Origin of the sequence: Streptomyces albipurpureus, assembly GCF_023701525.1 — a bacterium.
Taxonomy (GTDB): domain Bacteria; phylum Actinomycetota; class Actinomycetes; order Streptomycetales; family Streptomycetaceae; genus Streptomyces; species Streptomyces albipurpureus.
Genome location: NZ_JAMQAW010000002.1, coordinates 497,219 through 516,032, shown reverse-complemented (window position 1 = coordinate 516,032; position 18,814 = coordinate 497,219). Strand labels below are relative to the sequence as shown.

The 18,814-nt window shown below is 68.9% G+C and carries 18 protein-coding genes and 1 pseudogene; 14 read left to right on the top strand and 5 right to left on the bottom strand.

Annotation, left to right across the window (positions count from 1 at the left end; translation table 11 throughout):
- Positions 1 to 10: 10 nt before the first annotated feature.
- The 12 genes from NBG84_RS03255 to NBG84_RS03200 all read left to right on the top strand — a co-directional run bounded on the left by NBG84_RS03255 (position 11) and on the right by NBG84_RS03200 (position 11,327).
- Entirely contained in the window at positions 11 to 1,414 is a 1,404-nt protein-coding gene (locus NBG84_RS03255; RefSeq protein WP_250917686.1) for an aldehyde dehydrogenase family protein, read from the top strand.
- A 37-nt stretch (positions 1,415 to 1,451) separates the two neighbouring features.
- Positions 1,452 to 2,459 (top strand): SDR family oxidoreductase, encoded by a 1,008-nt coding sequence (locus NBG84_RS03250; protein ID WP_250917685.1) that lies wholly within the window; start codon positions 1,452 to 1,454, stop codon positions 2,457 to 2,459.
- Between the two features lie 90 nt (positions 2,460 to 2,549).
- Positions 2,550 to 3,497 (top strand): ABC transporter permease, encoded by a 948-nt coding sequence (locus NBG84_RS03245; RefSeq protein ID WP_250917684.1) that lies wholly within the window; start codon positions 2,550 to 2,552, stop codon positions 3,495 to 3,497.
- A gap of 3 nt (positions 3,498 to 3,500) precedes the next feature.
- Complete coding sequence (locus NBG84_RS03240; RefSeq protein WP_250917683.1) at positions 3,501 to 4,403, top strand: ABC transporter permease; 903 nt, start codon at positions 3,501 to 3,503, stop codon at positions 4,401 to 4,403.
- Between the two features lie 46 nt (positions 4,404 to 4,449).
- On the top strand, positions 4,450 to 5,433 hold the full coding sequence (locus NBG84_RS03235) for an ABC transporter ATP-binding protein (protein WP_250917682.1): 984 nt from the start codon (positions 4,450 to 4,452) through the stop codon (positions 5,431 to 5,433).
- Positions 5,430 to 6,386 (top strand): ABC transporter ATP-binding protein, encoded by a 957-nt coding sequence (locus tag NBG84_RS03230; protein ID WP_250917681.1) that lies wholly within the window; start codon positions 5,430 to 5,432, stop codon positions 6,384 to 6,386. Before NBG84_RS03235 ends, NBG84_RS03230 begins: the two co-directional genes overlap by 4 nt.
- On the top strand, positions 6,383 to 7,945 hold the full coding sequence (locus NBG84_RS03225; RefSeq protein WP_250917680.1) for an ABC transporter substrate-binding protein: 1,563 nt from the start codon (positions 6,383 to 6,385) through the stop codon (positions 7,943 to 7,945). Before NBG84_RS03230 ends, NBG84_RS03225 begins: the two co-directional genes overlap by 4 nt.
- Positions 7,946 to 7,965: 20 nt before the next feature.
- Positions 7,966 to 9,066 carry a class I SAM-dependent methyltransferase gene (locus tag NBG84_RS03220; RefSeq protein WP_250917679.1) on the top strand — a complete coding sequence of 367 codons (1,101 nt, stop codon included), beginning with the start codon at positions 7,966 to 7,968 and terminating at the stop codon, positions 9,064 to 9,066.
- Entirely contained in the window at positions 9,063 to 9,410 is a 348-nt protein-coding gene (locus NBG84_RS03215) for a hypothetical protein (RefSeq protein ID WP_250917678.1), read from the top strand. The genes NBG84_RS03220 and NBG84_RS03215 overlap by 4 nt, the downstream gene beginning before the upstream one ends.
- Positions 9,407 to 9,940 (top strand): VOC family protein, encoded by a 534-nt coding sequence (locus tag NBG84_RS03210; RefSeq protein ID WP_250917677.1) that lies wholly within the window; start codon positions 9,407 to 9,409, stop codon positions 9,938 to 9,940. The genes NBG84_RS03215 and NBG84_RS03210 overlap by 4 nt, the downstream gene beginning before the upstream one ends.
- A complete protein-coding gene (locus tag NBG84_RS03205) occupies positions 9,933 to 10,823 on the top strand; it encodes a class I SAM-dependent methyltransferase (protein ID WP_250917676.1) in 891 nt (296 codons plus the stop codon). The genes NBG84_RS03210 and NBG84_RS03205 overlap by 8 nt, the downstream gene beginning before the upstream one ends.
- The gene (locus NBG84_RS03200; protein ID WP_250917675.1) at positions 10,824 to 11,327 is read left to right on the top strand and encodes a MarR family winged helix-turn-helix transcriptional regulator; all 504 of its coding nucleotides are present in this window, start codon (positions 10,824 to 10,826) and stop codon (positions 11,325 to 11,327) included. It begins immediately after the preceding gene.
- A 169-nt stretch (positions 11,328 to 11,496) separates the two neighbouring features.
- On the opposite strand, the gene NBG84_RS03195 is transcribed toward NBG84_RS03200, so the two are convergent.
- The gene (locus NBG84_RS03195) at positions 11,497 to 12,477 is read right to left on the bottom strand and encodes an NAD(P)/FAD-dependent oxidoreductase (protein WP_250917674.1); all 981 of its coding nucleotides are present in this window, start codon (positions 12,475 to 12,477) and stop codon (positions 11,497 to 11,499) included.
- A gap of 90 nt (positions 12,478 to 12,567) precedes the next feature.
- On the opposite strand from NBG84_RS03195, the gene NBG84_RS03190 reads away from it, so the two are divergent.
- Positions 12,568 to 13,200, top strand: a complete 633-nt coding sequence (locus NBG84_RS03190) for a helix-turn-helix domain-containing protein (RefSeq protein ID WP_250917673.1) — start codon at positions 12,568 to 12,570, stop codon at positions 13,198 to 13,200.
- A 68-nt stretch (positions 13,201 to 13,268) separates the two neighbouring features.
- Here the strand turns inward: NBG84_RS03190 and NBG84_RS03185 are convergent, their stop codons facing one another.
- Positions 13,269 to 13,931, bottom strand: coding sequence for a chitinase (locus NBG84_RS03185; RefSeq protein ID WP_250917672.1), 663 nt, complete (start codon positions 13,929 to 13,931; stop codon positions 13,269 to 13,271).
- Positions 13,906 to 14,853, bottom strand: coding sequence for a cellulose binding domain-containing protein (locus NBG84_RS03180; protein ID WP_250917671.1), 948 nt, complete (start codon positions 14,851 to 14,853; stop codon positions 13,906 to 13,908). Before NBG84_RS03180 ends, NBG84_RS03185 begins: the two co-directional genes overlap by 26 nt.
- A 248-nt stretch (positions 14,854 to 15,101) precedes the next feature.
- Between NBG84_RS03180 and NBG84_RS03175 the strand changes: the two genes are divergently transcribed.
- The gene (locus NBG84_RS03175) at positions 15,102 to 15,341 is read left to right on the top strand and encodes a hypothetical protein (RefSeq protein WP_250917670.1); all 240 of its coding nucleotides are present in this window, start codon (positions 15,102 to 15,104) and stop codon (positions 15,339 to 15,341) included.
- A 24-nt stretch (positions 15,342 to 15,365) separates the two neighbouring features.
- On the opposite strand, the pseudogene NBG84_RS03170 reads toward NBG84_RS03175, so the two are convergent.
- A pseudogene (locus tag NBG84_RS03170) lies at positions 15,366 to 15,617 on the bottom strand (hypothetical protein); the annotation flags it as partial.
- A gap of 50 nt (positions 15,618 to 15,667) precedes the next feature.
- The gene (locus NBG84_RS03165) at positions 15,668 to 18,547 is read right to left on the bottom strand and encodes a helix-turn-helix transcriptional regulator (RefSeq protein ID WP_250917669.1); all 2,880 of its coding nucleotides are present in this window, start codon (positions 18,545 to 18,547) and stop codon (positions 15,668 to 15,670) included.
- Positions 18,548 to 18,814 lie beyond the last annotated feature (267 nt).

The following is an 18,814-nucleotide window of genomic DNA, read 5'->3' as shown; positions in this document are numbered from 1 at the left end:
AACGCCCCGCATGCCCACCAACGTAGTGAGCCCGATCGATGGAGAGACGCTCGGACAGGTCGAGCAGATGGACGCCGCCGCCGTCGATCTCGCCTACAACACGGCGCGTAAGGCCTTGGAGGAGTGGCGCAAGGTGCCGTCCGAGCGTCGCGGGAGAATCCTGCTGCGCGCCGCCGACCTGCTGGAGACCCGTGCCGAGGACTTCGCCCAGACGGAGACCCTCAACACCGGAAAGCTGCTGAAGGACACCCGCCGCGAGGCCGGTCGCGCCGCCGCTTGCTTCGCCTACTACGGCGGACTGGCGGACAAGGTCACCGGGGACACCCTCGATGTGGCCGGGCCGTTTCACACCTACACCAAGCGCGAGCCCTACGGTGTGGCCGTCGGTGTCATTCCATGGAACGTGCCCTATGTCTTCGCCGCCAAGAAGATCGCCCCGGCGTTGGCGTTCGGCAATGTGAGTCTGCTGAAGCCGGCCGAGGAGACACCGCTGACCGCGCTGATGCTGGCCGAGGTGCTGGCCGAAGCCGGACTGCCCGAGGGGATGGCCCAGGTCCTCACCGGTGGAGCGGAGACCGGCAAGGCCCTGGTGTCCGACCCGCGCGCCGATCTGATCGTCTTCACCGGCGCCGACTCCACCGGCCGGGTGATCGCCAAGGCGGCGGCGGAGAATCTGACGCCCATCGCCATGGAACTCGGCGGCAAGTCACCGCAGATCGTCTTCGCCGACGCCGATCTCGACGCGGCACTCGCCTCCGTACTGCTCGGTGCCTTCAGCGCCACCGGTCAGATGTGCATCGCCGGGTCCCGGCTGCTGGTGCAGCGCGAGGTGTACGACACCTTTGTGGCGAGGCTGAGCGAGGCCGTGGCCGGACTGCGGGTGGGTGACCCGCGCGAGCAGCGGACCCAGGTCGGCCCGCAGGTCACCCCGGGCCAGCGGGACAAGACGCTGGACATGATCCGGCTCGGCCAGGACGAAGGCGCCACCCTCGCTGCCGACGCCCCCTACCCGGGTGCGCAATCCGGGGGCTTCTATGTGCCGCCGACCCTGTTCACCGAGGTCAACCCCGAGATGCGCATCATGCGGGAGGAGATCTTCGGCCCGGTTCTCGCGGTGATGCCGTTCGCCACCGAGGAAGAGGCCATAGAACTCGCCCATGCCACCGACTTCGGGCTGGCGGCGGGCGTCTGGACCAAGGACCTGGGCCGCGCCCACCGCATGGCGAGCCGACTGCGGGCGGGCACGATCTGGCTCAACACCTATCGGATGCTCTCCGACAGCGTCCCCTTCGGCGGCGTTGACCACTCGGGGTACGGCCGTGAGGGCGGCCCCGAAGCCGTTCGCCTCTACACCTGGACCAAGAGCGTCTGGACGTCGACCGAACCGGGCATTCCACCCGGCTATGACTTCTGACACCGACGACTCCCATCCCTCTCTAAGGAGACCCTCCATGCTGATCGTCGTCGCGGGTGCGACCGGCCGTACCGGCCGCCGTCTCATTCCGCTGTTGACCGCCGCGGGACACGGCACCAGGGCGCTGACCCGCTCGGCCGACCCGGTACCGGGCGCCGAGGCCTACCAACTCGATCTGGTCGCCGCCTCCGCGGAGGAACTGGACGCGGCCGTATCGGACGCCGGCGCCGTGGTGTGGCTGGCCGGCCCGGGGGGAGGCTCGGTCGAGTCGGCCGAAGCCCTCGACAACACCGCGGCCACCGCACTGATGGACGCCTGCGTACGCCAGGGAGTGAAACGCTTCGTCCTGGTCACATCCAAGGGCACCAGCAACCCAGAGCGCTCCCCGGACTTCCTCCGCCCCTATCTGGAGATCAAGGCGAAGGCCGAGGCCCATCTCGCCGGCAGCGGCCTGGAATGGACGGTGCTGCGCCCCGGTGGGCTCACCGAAGACGAGCCGACCGGCAAGGTGGAGCTCGGCGCCGCACTCGGCCGGGGCAAGGTGACCCGGGCCGATGTCGCCGCCGTCGTCGCCGAACTGCTGGGCCGGCATGACCAGACGGGCAAGGCGATCGAGGTCCTCGGCGGGGAGCACACGCCGTCCGACGCACTGGACACCCTGACCCCCAAGGTCAACATCGTCGACTTCCTCTTTGACCTCAAGCGGCTCGGCCGGGTGCATCTGGCGGTCTTCGGCGGCTCCACCGGTGAGGCCATGGCCGAGGCCAAGGTGCACTTCACCAACTGGCAGGTCTCCGAGAACTACGTCAACTTCTTCGAAGGACCCGAGCTCCACTTCTCCCGCAAGACCCGCTGGCGCCTGGAGTTCGGCGAGGGCCCGGGCCGGCACTCGGGCAAGACCGAGTACTGGGTCATGGTCCACAACGAGCTCGGCGAGGGCGTCTTCCGCTTCGGACTGCTGCGGCCCGAGGGCTCCGAGGAGCACGACCCCGAACTGATCGCCGCGTTCCGCGTGTTCAGAGAGCACTACTCACCCAAGTCGTAACGACTACGGGGGCCGGGCGGCCTCGGCTGCCCCGGCCCCACCCAATAAGTTAGGTAACCTAACGGAAGTGAGGTTCCGTTGGTAGCCCACATGCTCCGTCGGGCAGCCGCCATGGCGGTGGTCCTTCTCATCGTGCTGACTCTCGTCTTCTTCCTGATGCGCATGGCCCCCGGGAGTCCGGCCTATCTCATCGTGGGCGCAGACGCCTCCCCGGCCGAGATCGCCAGTGTGGAACGCGAACTCGGCCTCGACAAACCGCTGATGGTGCAGTACGCGACCGAACTCGGCCGCATACTCACCGGCGATCTCGGCGAATCGATCTTCACCGGAGACACCGTCTCCCATGAGCTGATGCTCCGACTCCCGATCACGCTCGAACTCACCATGGTGTCCCTGCTGTTCTGGATACCGCTCGCCCTGATCGCGGGACGGGTGGCCGCCGCCCGCCGGGACACCCCGCTGGACGCGACCGTCCGGATCATCGGCAATCTCTCCATCGCGGTACCCAGCTTCTGGCTCGGAGCCCTGCTCGTCCTGCTCTTCGGGCTCTATCTGCCAGGGGTACTGCCATCCAGCGGCTGGGTCGGTCTCGCCGAGGACCCCATGGGTCATCTGCGCTCCCTGGTCCTGCCCGCCTTCGTCCTCGGTCTCGGCACCTTCGGTGTCACGGCCAACACCCTGCGGGTCTCGATGATCGAGTCCGTGCGTACCGACTATGTGCGGTTCGGTCACGCCATGGGCCTACCGGAGCGGCGCATCAACCGCTCCCTGGCCTTCCGCAACTCGCTGCTCCCCACCACCGCGGTGGTGGGCCAGCTGGTCGGGGTGATGCTCAGCGGATCGGTTCTCATCGAGAACCTCTTCAATCTGCCGGGCATGGGTCGGCTCCTGGTCGACAGCATCCGCCGCCAGGACTATCCGCTGGCCGTCGGGGCGACGCTCTCGCTCGCCGTCTTCTTCCTGCTCGCGAATCTGATCGTCGACATCCTCTACGCGGCCCTGAACCCTCGCGTCCGGCAGAAATTCGCAGGTACCTGAGCCATGACCACGATCACTTCCACCCGGGTACGAGTCGGACCCCGCCGTCGACTCGTCGTCAAAGGCCGCCATGTCAAAGGGATGACGGTCATCGGAGTCGCCCTCGTCTCCTGCTATCTACTCCTCGCGATCTTCGGCCCGATGTTCACCGTCGATCCGCTCCAGCGCACCGGCGATCCGCTGGCCGGCCCGTCGGCCGCCCACTGGTTCGGCACCGACCACCTCGGGCGCGATCTGTTCTCCCGGGTGGCGGCCGGGGCCCGGGTCTCCGTCCTGGTCGCCGTCATCAGCGTCGGCATCGGACTGGTCTTCGCCCTTCCGCTGGGCGTCTGCGCGGGCTACTTCGCCGGACGCTGGCCGGACGAACTGATCATGCGCGTCTTCGAAGCCATCCAGACCGTGCCGCTGTTCGTCTTCGCCATGGTCGTCCTCGGCATCACCGGAGTCAGCTCCTTCCACCTGGGGCCCATCGAGGTCAGCGCGGCCGGAAAGATCATCCTGCTGATCGCGATCGCCGCCACCCCCTACTTCGCCAGGGTCGCCCGCGCGGCCACCCTGGCGGAGATCCAGGAGGACTACATCTCGGCGCTGCGGCTCCTCGGGGTCTCCCGACGCCGGGTGATCATGGACGAGTTGATGGTCAACGTACTCCCACCGGTCATCGTGCAGAGCTGCCTGTGGATGGCGGTCGCGGTGTTCGCCGAAGGAGCGCTCGGCTTCCTCGGGGTCGGAGTGCAGCCACCCACCCCGACCCTCGGCGGAGTCATCGCCGATGCCACCCGCTACATGATGGCCGGCGCCTGGTGGTACTGCGTCATGCCCGGTCTTGTCCTGCTCGTCGCCACGGTCGGCTTCGGCCTGCTCGGCGATGGCGCCAACGACCTGCTGGACCGAGGAGAGCGCTGATGAGGACCGTAACGCCGAGCGTCGCCAACGCGCCTTCGGAGCTTCGATGACCACCGAACCCCTGCTCTCCGTCCGTGATCTGGACGTACTCTTCGACACCGCCCGGGGCCGGGTCCCGGCCGTACGGGGAGTGTCGTTCGAGCTGGCGGCCGGTGAGGTCTTCGGCCTGGTCGGAGAGTCGGGCAGCGGCAAGAGCACCGTACTCTCGGCGATCATGCGGCTGCTGCCCGGCGTCGCCGTGGCCAATGCCTCGCAGATGAACTTCCAGGGCTCCGACCTGATGTCCATGAGCGCCGGCCAACTGCGCGGCATCCGGGGCACCGGCATCGGACTCATCCCCCAACGTCCCATGACCTCCCTCAGCCCGGTCACCCCACTACGCAAACAACTGCGCTGGTTCCTCGGGGACATGCCGCAGTCCGAGATCGTCGACCTCCTCGACCAGGTGGGGCTGCGTGCGGTCGCCGAACGACTCGACGGTTATCCGTTCGAGTTCTCCGGCGGGCAGCTCCAACGTCTGCTGATCATGCTGGCCGCGCTGGCCAGACGGCCATCGCTGCTGCTCGCCGACGAACCCACCACCACGCTGGACGCCACCGTCCAGGCCCAGGTGCTGCGTTTGATCCTGGATCTACGTGACCGCCTCGGGCTCGGTGTGGTGTTCGTCAGCCATGACCTCGGTGTGATCGCCCAGGTCTGCGACCGGGTGGGGGTGATGTACGCGGGACGCCTGGTCGAAGCCGCCCCCATCGGGGAGCTCTTCGACAACCCCCGCCACCCCTACACCCAGGCCCTGCTACGAGCACTGCCCAGCCGCTACAAGCGCGGTGAGCGGATCAAGGTGATCGAGGGCACCGCGGCCGGCGCCAACCGTCTTCCCGGATGTGCTTTCGCCCCGCGCTGCCCGCGGGCCGAGGCGATGTGCCGGGAGCAGGAGCCCGAGACCCGCAGTGTCGGTGGTGCGCTGGTGCGCTGCCACTTCCCGGAGGACGCGGCCGGCGCCAACAAGCCCAAGGAGGCGGCGGCATGACGATCGCCATCGAGGCCGAGGGCCTGACCAAACACTTCTCGCTGAAGCAGGGAAAGGGCTCAGGACCCTGGTTCCGGGCCCGTGGAATGCGCACGGTGCACGCCGTCGACGACGTCGGCTTCAAGGTCGCGTCGGGGGAGACCCTCGCCATCATCGGCGAGTCCGGCTGCGGCAAGTCAACCGTGGCCAGACTGCTGCTCGGACTGACCGAACCCACCGCGGGCTCGATCACCATCTCGGGCGAGCGGCGGGTCCAGCTGGTGGCGCAGAACCCCTGGTCGGCACTGAACCGCCGCAAGACCATCGGGCACGCGCTCAACCAGCCGCTGCTGATCCACCGGCCGGACCTGGACAAGGACGGACGCGAGGCCCGGGTCCAGGAACTGCTGGACCTCACCGGACTGCCGTCCGACTTCCTGCTGCGCTATCCGGCCGATGTCAGCGGCGGCGAACTCCAGCGCGTCACCATCGCCCGTGCGCTCGCCGCCCAACCCCGGGTGCTCGTCCTGGACGAGCCGACGGCGAGCCTCGATGTCAGCGTCAAGGCCAGCCTGGTCAATCTCCTGTGCGACCTCCGCGACGACCTGGGCCTGACCTACCTCCTGATCACCCATGAGATCGATGTCGCACGGCTCCTCGCCGACCAGGTGCTGGTCATGTACCTGGGCCATGTCGTGGAGTCCGGCGACGCCGATCAGGTCTTCGACAACCCCGTCCACCCCTACACCCGTTCGCTCCTCGACTCGGTACCGGTCCCCGACCCCCGCCGCCGCAAGGAACTCCTCCCGCTCGCCGGAGAGGTTCCCTCCGCGGTGGACCCACCGAGTGGTTGCCGATTTCGCACCCGCTGTCCGCACGTCCTGCCCAAGTGCGCGGAGACCCGCCCCACTGCACGGGAATCCGGCGAAGGCCATCTCACCGCCTGCCATCTCACAGCATGGAGCCCGTCATGACCGCTCTGCCAGGCCACTCAAGACGCGATGTTCTCCGCATCTCCTCCGCCGCCATCGCCACGGCGGCACTCGCCGGATGCGCAGGCGCCGACGACACCGGCGGTTCCTCGTCGTCCGGCTCGTCCGGCACGCTCTCCGTGGGTCTCTTCGAGGTCCCGGTGGGGTTCGCCCCGCTCTACTCCAACTCCCAGAACGTCCGCTGGGTGACCGAGCCCGCCACCGACACCCTGCTCACCCACGACGCGTCCGGAAAGCTCGTTCCGCACCTGGCCGCCGCCCTGCCGGTGGCGGGCCCCGGAGGGGTCTCGTACACCATCCGGCTGCGCAAGGGCGTACGGTTCCACAACGGTGACGACCTGACCGCCGAGCATGTCGCGGCGAGCTTCAACTTCATCCCCGGCAGCCGGGGCAAGAGCCAGTTCCTGTCGCTGCTCGCCCCCTGGTTCAACAAGGCGGTGGCGGTCGACCCGCTGACCGTACGCCTGGAACTGCGGATGCCCTACGGCATCCTGCCGGACCAGTTGGCCCGCATCCCCATCAGCCACAAGGACTTCATCGCCGAGAAGGCCAAGCTGGTGGCGACCGGTCCCTTCCAGGTGGGCAAGGTCGTCACCGGCCAGTCCATGCAGCTCACCCGGTTCGACGGCTACTGGGGCCCCAAGCCCAAGCTGTCGTCGATCGTGATGACCTCGGTGCCCGACCCGTCCACCCGGCTGGTCAACCTCCGCGAGGGCAAGATCCATATCGCCACCGGAGTACAGCCCGTCGACATCGCGGGCATCAAGCGCGACGAGTCCCTGAAGCTCCATGAGATCCAGGGCACCGGTGGCATCCGGGCCATGCTCAACATGACCCGCAAGCCGTTCAACAACCCCGACTTCCGCCGGGCGCTGGCCTTCGCCATGGACCGGGAGGGAGTGCGCGAGGCCGTCTTCCACGGTGAGGCGGAGATCGCCCAGGGGCCGCTGGGACCCAATGTCGTCGGCTACGACGCCGCCTACCGGCCCTACCCGGCCAAGGCCGATCTGACCCGGGCCAAGGAACTGCTGGAGAAGTCGGGGGTCTCCAAGAGCACCACCTTCAAGATCATGGTGTCCACCAGCGGTGCGGCCCGGGACATCGCCCAGGTCTTCGCCGAGAACTGGGGCCGGCTCGGCATCAAGGTGACCCTGGACGTGGCCGACCCGGCCAACTGGAACCGGCGCTGGCTGATCCGGGACTACGACATGTCCCTCACCGTCCAGGAGTACGGACTGGTCGGCGGCTCCATGCCGCTCTCCCAGTTCACCGTCTACCGGGCGTCATCGCGCCAGAACCCCGGCTACCGCAACGGCGGCTTCGACCGCGACTTCGGCCGTCTCTTCGCCACCGCCGACGAGGCGGAGCGGGCCCAGTTGGCGGGCAAGCTCAACAAGATCCTCGCCGAGGAGGCCATCGAACTGCCGCCCGTCTACCCCAAGCTCCTCGTCGCGCAGCGCGCGGAGGTCAGTGGCCTCGATGAGAAGGCCCTGCTGCTCGGCCGGTTGAACCTGCGGGGCGTCAGCATCTCAAGCCGTTAAGGAGAACAGGAGAATCGATCATGCTGGGACTCAACGATCAGCCCGTAACGGGCACGGACCGCGCCTATCTCGACTTCTATCTCGGACTGCGCATCGGGTGGGCCAAGCTCCACCACCCCCTGCTCGACGCGTTCGATGAGCGCGCGAAGGAGTGGGAGGCGGAGCACGGCCACGCCCCCGAGGAGACCACCGAGATAGGGGAGGTCATCGAGGACTCCGCCCTCTTCCGGTACTTCATGTACCTCCAGCGGCACACCCAGCTGCTGATGAAGTACGGCCCGCACGGCACCCACGCCTACATCGAGGGGAACCGGGCCGAACTGGAGGAGCGGATCGCCGGCATCGAGGGACTGCAACTCGACCCCGAGCTGGAGATGCCCGCCTACTACGCCGACACCGACTACCACCTGGAGAAGGGCGGCTACTGGCAGGACGATCTGGACGGTCCGGTCTACGACTTCGGCACCCGTATCCACTTCGCCGGCCTGGAGAACGTCGGCTCGATCCACCGGGCGAAGACGGAAGCCCTCCCCAAGGGCCCCTACCGTCGCATCATCGACCTGGGCTGCGGCACCGGCGACGGGACCTTCGGACTGGCCGCGACCTTCCCCGACGCCGAGGTCATCGGTGTGGACCTGGCGGCACCCTTCCTGAAGTGGGCCCACCTCAAGGCCGCCGACCGAAACCTGCCCATCACCTTCGTCCAGAAGGACGCGGCGGACACCGGCTACGAGTCGGGCTCGTTCCAGCTCGTCACCTCGACCATGATCTTCCACGAGATGCCCGCGGAGAATGTCGCCGCGATCATCAGGGAGAGCTTCAGACTGCTGGCCCCCGGCGGACAGTTCGCCATCTACACCGCCGGTGAACTGCCCACCACCTACGGCCTGTTCATGATGGACTGGCACGCTCATATCAACAATGAGCCATTTATGTCCGACTTCTTCAGGGCGGATCTGGAGAAGCCCCTCATCGACGCGGGCTACACGGAGGTCACCACGACCGTCGTGGACGCGTTCAAGCACGGCGACAAGAAGGCGTACGGCTCCGCCGCTCCCCCCGACCCGCGTCGGGCCCGGGCCGGTGGCTGGCGTCTGGTCACGGGAAGGAAGCCGGAATGAAGCAGGCACCCAAGATCATCGATGGGCAGATGGTCTTCTTCGAGGACCCCGCCATCGACAAGCTCCTCGGCATGGTCCTGGCCCTCGCGGGCGAGACCTATGTACTGCGCGACCGGGTCCGCGTACTGGAGCAGCTGCTCACCGACGGCGGCAACCTGCCCGCGGGCGCGGTGGACGGCTATGTGATCCCCACCGAAGCAGAGCCGGACTGGCGTACCGATCGGGACGCCTTCTTCGACCGTCTCCTCGGTCCGCTGGCCGCCGACCTGATGGGCCCCGAAGCCACTCTCAAGGCCGACGCAGTCGTCAAGGCGACCGCGGCCAGCAAGGCGGCCGCCTCGTGACCACACCCGCTTGGCTGGAGCGCGAACCGTCGCAGACCGACGAATCGATCCTCTGGCGCACCAGCATGATCACCATTCGCTCCACCGACCAGCCCAGGGCGGTGCGCTGGTACCGCAACGTCCTCGGCTTCAAGTTGGAGTTCGACATCCCCATCCGGGTGCCCAACCGGCCGTTCCGGATGGCCGTCCTGGTGGGTCCGGACAACCGCCGCGTCGAGATCACCGGTCGGGGGGTGCCGAGCAAGGAACCCGTCGATGTGTGGGACACCCCCGTATCGGTCACCTATCAGGTGGAGGACCTGGCCGCGACCAGGGCCCATCTGGAGGCGATGGGCGTCCCGTACTTCACGCCCGAGTTCAAGGGGCAGTACGGAATGCTCCTGACGATCCTCGACCCCGACAACAACATCATCAAGATCCAGGCCCCCAACGGCCGTTGTGTCAAGGAGCAGAACCTCGAAGACCCCAACACCCCACGGTATCTGGACGAGCCCAAATACGTAGCAGACCCAGAGGTGAGCGATGGCTGAAGCGACGACGACCCGTCCGCGTCCCCCACTGCCCGAAGGCTGGAAGCCGACGCTGCTGTCCCTGCGGCTGGCCCGCAAGCACCCCAAGATCTCCCGCGCCATCATCAAGTGGGAGATGCAGCGGGCGCCCAAGGCCACCGGACCCGGCGACCTGTCCGATCTGCTGGCCCCGGGGCAGTCACGGCCCGCCGACTTCCCCTCGTACTACATCTCCAACCCCGTGCACCATATGAACGGACTGCACTGGATGCACCCGTCCATGGGCTACCGGCTGGAGCGCATGGCCGAGGACTTCCCCCTCGGCAAGCGCGAGCAGATCCAGTGGTGGGTGGAGAGCCAGGTACTCGACCGCGGGGTGCGCCCCCGGCGCATCCTGGAGGTCGGCGCCGGCACCGGAGCGACCGCGTTCGTCTACGCCCAGGTCTTCCCCGACGCCGAAGTGGTCGGGATCGACCTCTCCCCGTCCGTACTGCGCTGGGCGCGCAAGCGGGCCAAGGAGCTGGGCATCGACAACGTCAGCTTCTACCACATGGACTCCGGCGATCTCTCGCACTACGACGACGGCAGCTTCGACATCGTCCATGAGTCGCATCTGCTGCATGAGATGCCCTCGTACCAGATCGACCGAACGGTCCGGGAGATGGTCCGGGTCTGCAAGCCCGGTGGTTTCCTGGGCTTCTTCGACTGGGCCATCCCCGAGAACGACCGGGACTGGCGACAGCGCGAGGGCATGGTCCGCAACAATGTCGAGCCCTTCATGCTCGACTACTCCCGGGCCGATCACCCCGCACTGCTCGCCGAGTTGGGCTGTGAGGAGATCGTCATGGTGGAACGCCACAGCCAGTCGGCGAGTTGGCGCGCCCGCAAGGGTAACCTCGGTTAGGTGGCGGACATCGGTGAGGGCGCGTTCCTCGGGTCGGAGAACCACCTCAGCGGTCTGCTGACGCTGACCTCACGACTGATACAGGACCGTCTATCTGCCGCGCTGCGGCCCCTGGGCGTCACCTACGCCCAGGCCGCAGCGCTCGTCCGACTGTGGCGCGCGCCCGACGGGCGCATGCTCCAGAACGACTTCGTCACCTCTCTCGCACTCGCCAGACCATCGGGGACCTTGCTCCTCACCGATCTGGAGCGCGCGGGTCTGGTGGTCCGCTCACCGGATCCCACCGATGGTCGCCGTCAGGTGATCACCCTGACGCCACTGGGCCGGGAGCTCGAAGCCAGTGTCTTCGCGGTCATCTCGGGGCTTCAGCGGGAGATAGAGGAGATCGCCGGCGGGGAGGACCTCGCCACCGCCATGCGGGTACTGACCAGGGTGCTGTCCTGGCTGGAACCCGCGGTGCTGGCCGCCCTGCCCGCCCGAGACCGGGATGTCTACACCCGGTGAACCCCTGGAGGGACTCCCCGGTCGCCATCCGACCGGGGAAACCCCTTCCCTCTCCCGACTCACCCGACGGTACGAGGGGCCGGGCTGGAGACAGCCGGCAGATCGCACCGGGCCGAGGTGGGCAGCCCTGTCCCCGGGCGCCACGGCTCGCCTATCGGGGGCCAAGACCCTAGGAGCCAGCCGGAACGCACGGAGCTGTCATGGGCGCCTGGGCGCGCGCTGACTCGATCGCCCGCTCGATGTCCTCCTCCACCAGATCGTGGTTGACGGCGATCGCGGCCACCGATCCCATCCCGGCGGCCGTCACCACCTGAGCCCTCTGGTCCGCGACATTCCCCACCGCCCAGACGCCGTGGACACTGGTCCGCCCCGTACCGTCGGTGACCACCCAACCGCTGTCATCCCGCTCGCACTCCAGAGCCGTGAGCAGTGCGTCCCGCGGGACCATCTTCGGCTGTACGAACACGGCGTCGCGGGGCACCACCCGGCCCCCGGAGAGCTCCACCCCCCGCAACTCGTCGTCCCGCACCACGAGCCGCTTGACCGAGCCTTCGATGATCTTCACCCCGCGCGCGGTCAGCCGCTCACGATCACCACCGCTCAGCTCAAGCGCCTGCGGAAAGAGCACGACATCCCGTGACCACTGGGGCAGCAGCAGCGCCTGATGGACCGCCCCCGGTCCGGTCGCCACCACCCCGAACGGCCGATCGCGCACCTCATAGCCATGGCAGTACGGGCAGTGCAGTACATCCCTGCCCCACCGGTCCCCGACCCCGGGGATCTCGGGCAACCCATCACGCAGACCGGTCGCCATCAGGACCCGGCGCGCCCTCAGCACGGCGCCACCCGCCAGCCGTACGAAGAAGCCATGGTCGATCTGGTCCACCCGGGCGTCGATCAGATCCACGCCGTAGCCGGCCACCTCGGCGCGCCCCACCTCCAGCAGGGCCGCCGGGGACATCCCGTCCCGGGAGAGAAAGCCCTGCATATGGGCGGCCGGCGCATTGCGCGGCTCTCCCGCGTCCACCACGGCCACCCTGCGCCGGGCCCGCCCCAGCACCAGGGCCGCACTCAGCCCGGCCGCACCCGCACCGACCACCACCACGTCGTACACCGAGTCATGCGCCATCGGGTTCTCCCTGTCGCTCATGGCGATCACCTCCGTCGTCAGGCTGCGGTGGAGGGTGCCCCAGTGACAACATTTGTTGCTGATTCCGGGACGAGGGTGTGCAATGGCCGGGTGGAGCATTCAACCCCCATCGCCCAGGCGCTGTCCGAGGTCGGTCCCCGGCTCAAACGGCTGCGCACCGAGCGCAGCGTCACTCTGGCCGCGCTCTCGGAGGCCACCGGCATCTCCAAGAGCACCCTGTCCCGACTGGAGTCCGGCCAGCGGCGCCCCAGTCTGGAGCTTCTGCTGCCCATCGCCCAGGCTCATCAGGTGCCGCTCGACGAACTGGTCGGCGCACCGGAGGTGGGTGATCCTCGGGTCCGGCTCACCCCCCAGCGGGTCCGCGACACGATCGTCCTTCCGCTGACCCGCCATCCCGGCCCGCTCCAGGCCTTCAAGATGGTCATCCCGGTCTCCCGCAGCACACCGGAGCCGCAGACGCATGAGGGCTATGAGTGGCTGTACGTCCTCTCCGGGCAGTTGCGGTTGGTTCTGGCCGACCACGATCTGGTGTTGGGCGCGGGGGAGGCCGCTGAGTTCGACACCCGACTTCCGCACTGGTTCGGCAGTACCGGCGAGCATCCGGTGGAGGTGTTGAGCCTCTTCGGCCGCCAGGGGGAGCGGGTTCATGTGCGGGCGAGACCGACCAGCGGTGAGCAGCGCTCCACGGAGCGGGCAGCTGTGCCACCGGGCCGGATCGACTGATCCATCCGGGTGCGACGAGGAGCCTCACCCGCTCCCGGCTGGGTCGGTCGGCGCGGGTGAGGACCAGGTCAGCCGGTGTAGGCGCCGACGATTCGGGAGAACTCGTAGGGCGTCTGGGGGATGTTGGTGCACAGGGAGAGATTCCCGGTGCAGGCGTTGCGATCGCGGGTGACGTCCCAGAAGGAGAGCATTCCGAGCTTCCTGCTCTGTGCGAAGGCGACCAACTGGCGGGCGTCCGCCTGGTCGTAGATCTGGTGGTCGTCGTTCTCACCGATCATGGGTGTCACACCGATCGTGCCCCAGAGTCGGCTGTCGCTTCTGTCGGGGTAGAGCGACTTGAGCTGGGTGAAGGTGGCCTCGGCCGCCCGGAGGGCGGCATCGCCGTAGTCGATGACCAGGAAGTAGTCCATGGTCATCACATTGACCACGTCCAGGGTGACGCCCGCGTCACGGGCGGAGGTCACCACCGAGAGTCCGGTAGCCGTCAGCCCCTGGGGTGTCACCGGGAGTGTGAGGGAGATCCGCAGGTCGGGGTGGGCCTGCTGGAGTCTGGCCAGTGCCGCTGAGCGACGGGCGATGGAGACCGGATCGGTGACGGCCGGGCCTTCGATGTCAAAGTCGACATACTTGAGGTCGTACTGGGTGACCACCGCGTTGTACTCGGTGAACAGGGCGTCCACCGAGTCGCAGTTCTGGGCGAGCTCCCTACCGCCCGCGCCGCCGAAGGTCACCTTGACGTCTCCACCGGCGGCCCGTAGGGCGTTGATGTTCTCCCCGGCCCATCCGGCTCGGGGATCGTAGGAGTTGAACCACATCGCCTTGCAGGTCGGTGAGGTGATGGCGCCCAGGCTGAAGTTCTTCAGCCCACTGTCCGATGCCAGGGTGCTCAGACTGGCGGTGGGCCAGGCGCCCCATATCGACATAGGGCGCGGTGGGCATCGTCCGGGGCGGCGGACGGACATCACTGGTCCTGCCCAGGACCGCGGGGCTGTACTCGGAGGTGTTGCCCGCCAGGTCCGTGGCCCGGATGCGGAAGAGATATCCACTCGCGGGTCGGAGACCGCTGACCCGGTAGGAGGTGGCGCCGGGGACGGTGCTTGGCGCGGCTCCGTCGATGGAGACCTCGTAGGTCAGGAACGTACTCCGGTTGTCGGTGGAGGGCGCCCAGTTGACGGTGAGGGAGGTCTCCTCGACCGAGGTGAAGTTGATTCCGGTGGGAACCGTCGGAGGCCTGGTGTCGAAGTCCTCCGATCCGCAGGGGGCTCGATTGACGGTGCAGTACGCGGGGAGCCCGGTACCACGGCTCACCCAGCCGAAGGAGGTGGAGGCCCCGGGGGCCAGTGTGCCGTTGTAGCCGGCGTTGCGGAACTCGTACCAGGTGCCGTTGCGGGTCAGCAGCGAGTCCCAGTGGGTGGAGACGCTGGTGTTCGCCGGTAGATCGAAACCAACGGTCCAACCGCTGATCGGTGCGCTGCCGGAGTTCCTGATGGTGAATCTGCCTTGGTAGCCGCCTTCCCAGGTGGACGTCCTGCTGAAGTCCGCCGTCAAAAAGGCGGTTGGAGCGGCTGAGGTGTTCGCGGTGGCTGGTGGGGCGAGTAAGAGAGTGAGGACTCCGAGGACGGTGGCGACCAACGACGCCAGTGGTCTTCGCATTGCTGCCTCCCGGTGGGGAACGAGCGCGAGCCGTACAGGCCACTACAGCGACAGGGGCAGAGATAGGGTCCCGAGATTTGGTCTATACCAAAGTCGCTCGCCTTGATTACCGCCCGCACCGTGCTACGTCAAGACAAGGGGCCCCTTGGCGACCAACGGCCAACCCCGCATCCCATCGGCGGCCCACCGGTGCGAGGCCCCCGCCCCCGCCGGGCGTGACGCCTTGGTTCCCCGCTCGTTCACCGACTATGAAGAAGATCATCACTCTGGCGGTTGTCGCACTCGCGGGTCTCTCCGCCACCACTCCTGCCCACGCTGACAACGACAGCAACTTCGGTGGCGGGGTCAACGCGGCCAACAACTGGAACTTCACCGCGGCCGCGGTCTGCCTCCAGGAGGTCGCGGTCGTGCCCGTACTCGGTGACTACGTATCCGATCACACCAACAACTGCGGCAACGGCAATGTGATCGACCACGCGCTCGGCTGACCGGGCAGCCACCCACCGCGCCGCTCATGACCGCGTTGCGGTTCCACACCCTTCGTCCGAGCCTTTCCGCATGCGCTCGGTCAACGAGGTACCGCGGTCATAGGGGTCGACCTCAGCCCCGTCACCCGCCCCGGTGGCCCGCTGTTCCGAAGGGAACTCGGGGGTGAGGAAGCCGGTGAAGGTGTCGCAGCCGCCGTTGGTCGTGTCGACCTTGTACGAGACAAGGGAGAAGGTGCCCGGCTCGATCATGACCTTCGCGGGATCGTCCCAGCTCAGCCCGCCCCCGCCCCCGCCCCCGGCCGCGTCGTGCCGTCCGGTCGGTGTGCTTACTCAGGACGCGAAGCGGGCGGAACATCGGACCCCAGCGCGGCGGCAAGACCGGAACGACCCCCGACACCCAGTTTGCGGTAGCAGTGGGTGAGATGGGTCTCCACGGTCCGCACGGCGAGATGAAGCAGCTCGGCGGTCTCCTTGTTGCTGTAACCGGCCGCGGCCAACTGTGCGATCCGGCGCTCGCTGGAGGTCAGGGCATCGGTGCCGGTGCGGGGCGCCCGTGCGGAGCGGGCGCCGCAGTTGCGGAGCGCCTCGGCGGCGGCGTGCCGGGCGCTGGGCGCGCCCAGTCGCTCCGCTTCCTCCGCCGCCTCGCGCAGCACTTCCCGGGCGCGCAGCCCCCGGCCCGCGCTGTGCAGGGCCCGGCCCCAGTCGACCAGCGCGGGGATGAGCTCGGGCAGGGGTTGTGCCGCGCCCCTGAGCGTATCGACGGCTTCCTCCGCCAGCTCCAGTCCATGTCTGCCGCCGACGGAGCGGGCCAGCGCGTGCAGAGCACGGCCCACCGCCCGCGGTGTGCCCCAGATCCGGGCGAACCGAAGCTCCTCCTCCGCGAGCGGTACGGCACTTCCCGCGGAGCCCAGCGCCACATGGCAGTCGGCAGCAGCCGAACGCCAGGGCGTCACGACGGGGCTCCAGGTCTCCCGGGCCGACTGCCGACGGCCGCACTCCAGTAGATCCGCCAGCGCGCCGCGGAGATCGCCCCTCTCACGGCGCAGCAGACCGCGCGCGTACAGCAACTCGCTCCATTCCCAGGACCCCTGTGGTCCGTCGGCGCCGATCGCGGCGGCGAGCCGTTCGGCCTCGGCCGCCCGCCCCATCCCGGTCAGCGCGATCACGGCCTGGGAGCCCAGATGGACGCTGCCGGGGGGATGGACGGCCAGCTCACCCGGCTGGAGCCGCCGCCAGAGCGACTGGTCGCGGAGCAGGGCCTCATACTGTCCGCGCATCACCGTGCTCTCCGCCCTGACGCTGAGCAGGGACTGCTGAGCGGGGTGGAGCAGCGGGGCGCGATGGGCGGCGAGTCCGCGGGCGGTGAGCGCGTCGGCCTCGTCGAGTTCATCCGCCCACTGGGCCAGGGTGGCAGCCGACGACAGCAGATAGGGGGCCAGCAGGGGATCGAGCCGGACGCTGGTCAGAGGACTGATCCGGGCCATGACCTCACGGGCCGAGATCAGGCCCGCGGTCGCCTCGTGCTCGGTGAGCAGGGCCATCGCGGTCAGCGCCAGACCGCCGCCGGTGCGTTCCCCGGTGTCCTTGAGCCGGGCTACGGCGGCCAGCCAACTCTCGCCGTCGTGGGAGGAGATCAGGGCGGCGGCGGCCTGCGCCGCATGTGCCAGGTCCGGAGTATCGGAGACGGCGGCGGAGAGCTCCCCCAGTACGTCCAGGGCGGAGTGGATCGCGTCATCGGCGGCGAGCGCCGCGCCCAGCGCGGTCGCGGCGCGCACCCGCACGGTGTTGCACTGACCGAACCCCAGCGCCTCGGAGAGGTAGCGCACCCCGGTCGTACGGTTGGCCCGGACCTCCAGGGAGCCGAGTTCGGTCAGCACTTCCGCGCGTCTTCGGGGCGGCAGCGGCTCGATGAGTGCCCGCCGCAGTCCGGCCACCGCGTCCGCCGGCCGTCCGCCCGCAACGGCCCTGGCTGCCACGGCGATCAGGGCGTCCGCGGCCCAGGGGGCGCCGACGACGGGCGCCTCCAGCAGCCGGCGGGCGACCGCCTCCTCGGGGTCCCCACGGTGGTGCAGCGCCTCCGCGGCGCGCCGGTGCAGATCGGCGCGCGGGTGGACGGGGCCGGCTGAGGCCACCGCGTTCTGCAGCAACGGGTGGGCGAAGACCGGGGCGCCGGTGGCCGGAGCGGTGCTCAGCAGGCCCGTATGGCGCAGGCCGGAGGCCCAGCCCGCCACCCGTGCCGGGTCGCAGCCGGTCATCCGGGGCAGGAGGGCGAGGACATCGTCCTCCCCGCGGAGTTCTGCGACGGCCTGCGCGGCCGTCGCCGTCAGCGGACCGCAGGCCTCCAGCCACCGCCGTACCGCCCCGGCGAATATGCCGGGGTGGAGTTCCTCGCACTTCCCCGGGAGGCGGGCCGCCCGGTCTCCGTCGGCACCCAACTCCCGCAGATCGGCGAGGAGCGCGCTCAGCAGCAGGGGGTTGCCGGCGGTGGCGCGATGGCACTCCTCGACCGTGCTGTCCGCTGCCTCCGCGCCGAAGGCGTCCCGGACCAGGGCCGCGACCGCCGCGGCGCCCAGCGGCTTGAGCGTGCACAACTCGACGGACGGCTGCCCGGTCGCCCCGGCGAACGGGGCGGGCGGCGGGACGAGGTCATGGCTCCACCGCTCGGTCACGGCAAGCAGCACGGGCAGCCGGTCGAGCCGGCGGGCGACCTGGGTGAGCCAGCGCAGGGAGGCGGGGTCGGCGAGATGGACGTCATCGACGGCGAGCAGTACGGGGTGCTCCAGCGCCAGGGAGCGCAGCAGCCGCCAGAGCAATGACGGCAGATCGTCACCGTGGAGTGAGCCGTCCCAGGAGTCCCCGCGGACCACGGGAAGGCGCTCCCCGCGGTCATGGAGCGGTCCCTCGAAGAGCTGGAGCACGGCGGCGAAGGCCGCGCCGGACTCCGCGGCGCAGCAGCGGGAGACCAGTACGGTTTTGCCCGGTACGGAGGGTGCGGCGGCGAGGGCCTGGAGCAGGGCGGTACGGCCGGTGCCGGTCGCTCCGCGAATCACCGCGACGCCGCCGGTGCCGGCTGCCGTCCGGCGGGCGAGGGACTCCATCCGGGCCAGGTGTTCCGTGCGTTCCCGCAGTCCGTTGCTCCGCGCGCTCCCGGTGGCTCCTTCCTGCGCCGCGTCCCGCTTCGCCGTGTCGTTGTTCCCCTGTGCCATGGTCTCCTCACCCCGCCGTTGATCTTCCGTCGGGAACTATGGCCGGACGGGTGCGACCGCGGAACAGCGTCCAGGTGGCCGTACGGGGAAACTGGCTCGTTCTGCGCGGTTCCACGAGGTGGTGCGGGGCTGGTCTCGTGGCCGACCACGAGGCTTCGTAGCTCCCGCGGTCCACGTCGCACCGAGTACGGCAGCCGCCCGCGGGGGGCGCAGCGGTCCAACCCCGGTGCCCGTTGCGGGCCGGTGCCCGCGTGCGCGGTGGCTGGA

Bases quoted from the DNA above. Each gene is read 5' to 3' on its own strand.
- NBG84_RS03215 (WP_250917678.1), top strand. From the start codon at position 9,063: ATGAAGCAGGCACCCAAGATCATCGATGGGCAGATGGTCTTCTTCGAG.
- NBG84_RS03165 (WP_250917669.1), bottom strand. From the start codon at position 18,547: ATGGCACAGGGGAACAACGACACGGCGAAGCGGGACGCGGCGCAGGAA.
- NBG84_RS03250 (WP_250917685.1), top strand. From the start codon at position 1,452: ATGCTGATCGTCGTCGCGGGTGCGACCGGCCGTACCGGCCGCCGTCTC.
- NBG84_RS03225 (WP_250917680.1), top strand. From the start codon at position 6,383: ATGACCGCTCTGCCAGGCCACTCAAGACGCGATGTTCTCCGCATCTCC.
- NBG84_RS03205 (WP_250917676.1), top strand. From the start codon at position 9,933: ATGGCTGAAGCGACGACGACCCGTCCGCGTCCCCCACTGCCCGAAGGC.
- NBG84_RS03195 (WP_250917674.1), bottom strand. From the start codon at position 12,477: ATGAGCGACAGGGAGAACCCGATGGCGCATGACTCGGTGTACGACGTG.
- NBG84_RS03175 (WP_250917670.1), top strand. From the start codon at position 15,102: ATGAAGAAGATCATCACTCTGGCGGTTGTCGCACTCGCGGGTCTCTCC.
- NBG84_RS03235 (WP_250917682.1), top strand. From the start codon at position 4,450: ATGACCACCGAACCCCTGCTCTCCGTCCGTGATCTGGACGTACTCTTC.
- NBG84_RS03255 (WP_250917686.1), top strand. From the start codon at position 11: ATGCCCACCAACGTAGTGAGCCCGATCGATGGAGAGACGCTCGGACAG.
- NBG84_RS03180 (WP_250917671.1), bottom strand. From the start codon at position 14,853: ATGCGAAGACCACTGGCGTCGTTGGTCGCCACCGTCCTCGGAGTCCTC.
- NBG84_RS03245 (WP_250917684.1), top strand. From the start codon at position 2,550: ATGCTCCGTCGGGCAGCCGCCATGGCGGTGGTCCTTCTCATCGTGCTG.
- NBG84_RS03240 (WP_250917683.1), top strand. From the start codon at position 3,501: ATGACCACGATCACTTCCACCCGGGTACGAGTCGGACCCCGCCGTCGA.
- NBG84_RS03230 (WP_250917681.1), top strand. From the start codon at position 5,430: ATGACGATCGCCATCGAGGCCGAGGGCCTGACCAAACACTTCTCGCTG.
- NBG84_RS03220 (WP_250917679.1), top strand. From the start codon at position 7,966: ATGCTGGGACTCAACGATCAGCCCGTAACGGGCACGGACCGCGCCTAT.